Source organism: Terriglobales bacterium (assembly GCA_035764005.1).
Lineage (GTDB): Bacteria > Acidobacteriota > Terriglobia > Terriglobales > Acidobacteriaceae > Gp1-AA112.
The window spans coordinates 1-4,151 of record DASTZZ010000059.1 but is presented as its reverse complement, the minus strand read 5'-3'; the positions used below and the strand labels follow the sequence as shown (position 1 = coordinate 4,151).

General features: G+C 55.9%; 5 protein-coding genes. All 5 read left to right on the top strand.

Annotation, left to right across the window (positions count from 1 at the left end; genetic code table 11):
• The coding region (locus VFU50_08995; GenBank protein ID HEU5232983.1) for a pyruvoyl-dependent arginine decarboxylase at positions 1-593 on the top strand (593 nt) is incomplete at its 5' end.
• A 114-nt stretch (positions 594-707) separates the two neighbouring features.
• Entirely contained in the window at positions 708-1,607 is a 900-nt protein-coding gene (locus VFU50_08990) for a carbon-nitrogen hydrolase (protein ID HEU5232982.1), read from the top strand.
• Positions 1,608-1,715: 108 nt separating this feature from the next.
• On the top strand, positions 1,716-2,807 hold the full coding sequence (locus VFU50_08985; GenBank protein ID HEU5232981.1) for an agmatine deiminase family protein: 1,092 nt from the start codon (positions 1,716-1,718) through the stop codon (positions 2,805-2,807).
• Positions 2,808-2,936: 129 nt separating this feature from the next.
• A complete protein-coding gene (locus tag VFU50_08980) occupies positions 2,937-3,509 on the top strand; it encodes a hypothetical protein (GenBank protein HEU5232980.1) in 573 nt (190 codons plus the stop codon).
• 251 nt (positions 3,510-3,760) lie between these two features.
• Complete coding sequence (locus VFU50_08975; protein ID HEU5232979.1) at positions 3,761-3,988, top strand: AtpZ/AtpI family protein; 228 nt, start codon at positions 3,761-3,763, stop codon at positions 3,986-3,988.
• Positions 3,989-4,151: the final 163 nt, after the last annotated feature.

Below are 4,151 nucleotides of genomic sequence, written 5' to 3'. Positions count from 1 at the left end.
ATTTTTTCTCATACGCCTTCCGGAGGATCTCTGAATTGGGCAAAGACATGGTTCCCAAGCGGCTCTTTCTCACCAAGGGAGTGGGAATACTCAAAGAGCGCTTGACCTCCTTTGAGCTCGCGTTTCGAGACGCCGGCATCGCATCACAAAATCTGGTGCGCGTCTCCTCAATCTTTCCACCGCATTGCAAGCTGGTCTCCCGCAAAGAAGGGTCGAAGTATCTGAATCACGGCGAAGTCGTCTTTGCTGTGGTCGCCGAGAACTCCACGCGCGAACCGCACCGCTTGCTGGCATCGAGCATCGGCGTGGCGATTCCGACGGACCGCAGCACATACGGGTACATGAGCGAGCACCACAGCTTCGGCGAAACTGATGACCAGGCCGGCGACTACGCCGAGGAACTGGCTGCAGAAATGCTGGCAACAACACTCGACGTCGAATTCGACGCAGACAAGTCGTGGGACGAGAAGAAGGAGATCTACCGCATCTCGAATAAGATCGTGCGCACGGCAAACATGACACAGTCGGCGGTAGGCGATAAGCACGGTCGCTGGACTACGGTGATCGCGGCGGCAATTCTGATTTTCGAATAACCCGAGTTAACACGAAGGGCACGAAGTCTGAACATCAAGGTCACGGAGATGTTCTCCGTGGCCTTCGCATTTTTCCCTCGTGACCTTCGTGTTCGCTCTGGGTTTTGCTTTTAAATGGAAGACACGTTCCAAGTAGGCCTGATCCAGCTCTCCTGCTCGCCTGATCCTGATGCCAATCTGGAGAAAGCAGTGCAGCGTGTGCGCGAAGCCGCGCGCAATGGCGCCCAGATCGTCTGCCTGCCTGAGCTGTTTCGGACTCAATATTTCTGTCAGCGAGAAGATCCTGCGCTGTTCGATCTGGCTGAACCGATTCCTGGACCGACGACGGAAGCGATGTCGAAAGTCGCTCGCGAGACCCATGCTTCAATCATCGTTTCCCTCTTTGAGAAGCGTACGCGCGGCCTGTACCACAACACGGCTGTCTTGATCGGCAAAGATGGCAACATCGCCGGGTTGTACCGCAAGATGCACATCCCCGACGATCCTCTCTATTACGAGAAGTATTACTTCACTCCGGGCGATTTGGGATTCAAAGCCTTCGACACAGATGTCGCGCGCATCGGCACGCTCGTGTGTTGGGATCAGTGGTATCCAGAAGGGGCGCGGCTGACTGCCTTGCACGGAGCACAGATCCTGTTCTATCCCACCGCGATCGGCTGGCATCCGGCAGAGAAGGAGCAGTACGGAGTCGCGCAGCACGATGCCTGGCGCACAATTCAGCGCGCTCACGCCATTGCGAACGGAGTCTTCGTAGCGGTGGTCAATCGTGTTGGACACGAGACCGGGAACATTCGCGGCAACGAAGCCAAAGGCGCAGGCCTGGAGTTCTGGGGAAAATCCTTCCTCACCGATCCTTTCGGACGCGTGCTCGCCGAGGCATCACATGATTGCGAAGAAGTCCTGTGCGCCGAAGTGAACCTGCGGGAGATCGAAGAAGTCCGCCGCAATTGGCCGTTCCTGCGCGATCGCCGCATCGACAGCTATTCCGGGATTGGACACCGCTTCCTCGATTGACTTCTACTTTTCACCACAGAGAACACAGAGGCGCACAGAGGAAGAGGAAATTGGCGCTTCGCCCTCCGTGCTCCTCTGTGTCCTCTGTGGTTCGGTTGTGATCGACACATGAAAAGATCAGCGGAATCGAAAACCCCGACAGCCCTTGGCTACCGCATGCCTGCCGAGTGGGAGCCCCATGAAGCGACGTGGATCGCATGGCCGCACAATCGAGAGGACTGGCCGGGCAAATTCCAGCCGATTCCCTGGGCATATGCCGAAATAGTTCGCCACATCGCGGGCGGAGAAAAAGTCCGCATTCTCGTCAACGATGGCGTGCATCAACGCGCAGCCGAGCGCGTTCTTAAACAGGCGCACGTCGGCAGCGAGAATGTCGAGTTCTTTCGCTTCAAGACCGATCGCGTATGGACGCGCGACTCGGGACCGATCTTTGTCACGCGCGAGCAGGAACCGCAGGTCGCGATCACTCATTGGCAATTCAACGGCTGGGCCAAGTATGCGAACCACAAGAAAGATGAGAAGCTGCCGGCGTTCGTGGCGCAAAAGCTCCGAGTACCATTTTGGGAACCGGAAATTGTGGTGAATGGCAAGCACCGCCGCGTTGTACTGGAAGGCGGCAGCATCGACGTGAACGGCCGCGGCACACTGCTGACCACTGAAGAATGCTTGCTGAGCGAAGTTCAGCAGCGAAATCGCGGGGTTTCTCGCGAGCAGTTGGAACAGCTCTTCGCAGATTACCTGGGCATTAAAAAGACAATCTGGCTCGGCAACGGCATCGCCGGTGACGATACTCATGGGCACGTAGATGACATCTCACGATTCGTTTCGCCTGATACCGTTGTCAGTGCCGTCGAGAAAAACACGTCCGACCCAAATCATGCGCCACTCGAGGAGAATCTCCGCCGATTGCGCAATGCCACGGACCAAAATGGGAAGCAGCTAAACGTGATCGAGCTACCGCTTCCCTCGCCCGTCTGGTTCCGACGCCAGCGCTTGCCAGCAAGCTACGCAAACTTCTACATCGCCAATGCAGCCGTGTTGGTGCCGACGTTTAACGATCCAAATGATCGCGTGGCTCTGAACATCCTCAAAGAGCGCTTCCCACAGCGGGATGTCGTCGGAATATATTGTGGAGACTTCATCTGGGGCCTGGGAGCGATTCACTGCGCAACACAGCAGCAGCCGAGGTGCTCAATATGAAATCGCCAGCCCGGAATTCAGGTGTGCTCAGCTCGCCTTTTCGTCGCCGAAAGTCTCAGCACGATGGATTAAACCAACATCAATGATCACCTCTGCTTAGCGGCCCGGTGGGCTATCATCGTGCTCGTCATGCCGAAGCTCATCCATGTTCCATTGCCTATTAGGGTCGATCGGCTCACTCGCATTGCACAGATACGAGGAGCAGATGTGTATGTTCACTGGTCGGTGCTGCTCATGGCCGGGCTGATGATTGTTGCCGCCACTCGAGGGCTATTGCTGACCATCGCGGGAATCTGCGGATGGCTCGGGATCATGCTTATCCACGAATGCGGACACGCCGTCGCTGCCCAGCGGTATCGATCAGAAGTCCTATCGATCGAGCTCTATCCAATCTTCGGGTGTACGCGTTTCGAAGTCCCCTGGTCTAGATTTGCTGAATGCGTAATCGTGTGGGCCGGAGTAATTGCGCAGACGATGGTCGCAATTCCGGTAGTCACTTTTCTAGCTATTCACGGCTACACCACAATTGAACCGCTCAACGCCATGCTGGCGCTTCTTGGTCCATACAGTTTAGCTATCGTCGTGCTCAATCTTCTGCCTGTAGCCAGATTGGACGGTGCTACGGCGTGGAAATTGCTTCCTGCATTATTTAAAGCAGGCCGCGTGGGTCGTTCCGCTGCCGTACAAGGCCGTTGGCAATGAAGAGACAGACTCCACGCCCACGCAAGAGTGCAAGATCGAGCGTGAGCAGGAAAAAGATAATGATCGGCAAGCGCACCATTTTTGACGAGATCATGGAAGGCTTGCACTCCATGAAGAAGCACCGCGAGGGCAAAATCACCCTTCGCACATACAAGGTGGAACCTCCACAACTACCTGAGGTGGACTCTCGTGGAACACGAAAGAAGAGAGCGTCGCTTCGAAGTAGTCACCGCAAGTGCACGAGATGACGTATGCCTCCGAAGCCTGAAAAATCCGGCAAGAACAAATGGGTAGAGATCGAGAGCTACATCCAGCTCGGCGTCCTTCTGCCTGCCGCCACGTTCATCGGCTGGCTCATCGGCCATTTACTCGATCTTCATTTCCACACCGACTGGATCTATCTCGTGGGCCTCGGATTCGGCATCGCTGCCGGTTTCGTTCAGCTCTTTCGCGTGGCACTGAAGGCGGGAGATGAATGATTCCTTCGGCAGACTCCGAACAGCCGCAAGGAATAAATGACCAATTCTTTACGGCGGCTTATGAGCGAATTGTCCGCCTGATGTTTCTCCTGCTGGCAGGTTTGGTGGTCCTGTTTTGGGCCTCGCTCACTCTCGGATTTGCGCTTGGATTCCTGGCCGGCGG

Excerpts from the sequence above, each read along its gene's own strand:
- VFU50_08990 (HEU5232982.1), top strand. The coding sequence starts at position 708 with ATGGAAGACACGTTCCAAGTAGGCCTGATCCAGCTCTCCTGCTCGCCT.
- VFU50_08985 (HEU5232981.1), top strand. The coding sequence starts at position 1,716 with ATGAAAAGATCAGCGGAATCGAAAACCCCGACAGCCCTTGGCTACCGC.
- VFU50_08980 (HEU5232980.1), top strand. The coding sequence starts at position 2,937 with ATGCCGAAGCTCATCCATGTTCCATTGCCTATTAGGGTCGATCGGCTC.
- VFU50_08975 (HEU5232979.1), top strand. The coding sequence starts at position 3,761 with ATGCCTCCGAAGCCTGAAAAATCCGGCAAGAACAAATGGGTAGAGATC.